This is a genomic window from Halomonas sp. 3D7M (genome assembly GCF_014897885.1).
In the GTDB taxonomy this organism is placed as follows: domain Bacteria; phylum Pseudomonadota; class Gammaproteobacteria; order Pseudomonadales; family Halomonadaceae; genus Vreelandella.
The window spans coordinates 83,542-84,393 of record NZ_JABUZF010000247.1; the positions used below are offsets into that span (position 1 = coordinate 83,542).

General features: G+C 62.2%; 1 protein-coding gene (only partly in view). It reads left to right on the forward strand.

Annotated elements, in window-relative coordinates:
• The coding region annotated (locus INT22_RS21150; RefSeq protein WP_226912775.1) for a YifB family Mg chelatase-like AAA ATPase crosses the window boundary (this coding region is incomplete at its 5' end): on the forward strand, positions 1–852 show 852 of its 876 nt. Its footprint extends 24 nt past the window's final position.

Genomic DNA, 852 nt, shown 5'->3' on the forward strand with positions numbered 1-852 from the left:
AATTTGCTGCTAGCAGGGCCTCCTGGCACCGGAAAAACCATGCTCGCTAGCCGCTTACCGGGCATTTTACCGCCGCTTTGCGAAGACGATGCGCTGCAGGTGGCCGCTGTACGCTCAGTCTGCGGGCTACCGCTTGAAGCAGACTGGGGCCAGCGCCCGTTTCGCCAGCCCCACCACAGCGCCAGCGCCGCCGCGTTAGTGGGTGGAGGCTCAAAACCCAAACCAGGGGAAATCTCGCTTGCTCATCACGGCGTGCTGTTTTTAGACGAGCTGCCGGAGTTTTCGCGCAACGTCTTAGAAGTGTTAAGGCAGCCACTGGAAACGGGGGAAATTCACCTCTCACGCGCCAGTCATGAACGCCGTTACCCAGCACAATTTCAGCTCGTTGCCGCTATGAACCCCTGCCCCTGTGGCCACTTGGGGGACCCGCGTCAGCGCTGCCAGTGCAGCGCCAGCCAGATTCAGCGCTATCAGGCACGGCTTTCTGGCCCACTGCTAGACCGCATTGATCTCCAGGTGGAAGTCCCCGCCTTACCGCCAGAACAGCTCACCGCGCAAACCCAAGGCGAACCTTCCAGCGCCGTGCGCGAGCGGGTGATGGCCGCCCGAGAGCGCCAAATGGCGCGAGGCGCACTCAACAGCCAGCTAAGCGGCAAAGCCTTGGAAGCCGCCTGTGCGCTGGACGATGAAGAGCGCGCTTGGTTGGCAGGCGTGCTGGAAAAACTCAAACTCTCTGCCCGCGCTTACCACCGTGTCCTGCGGGTCGCGCTTACCCTGGCCGACCTACAAGGCGAACCCAAGCCCACCCAGCCACACTTTATCGAGGCGATCGGCTACCGGCAGTTGGATAGG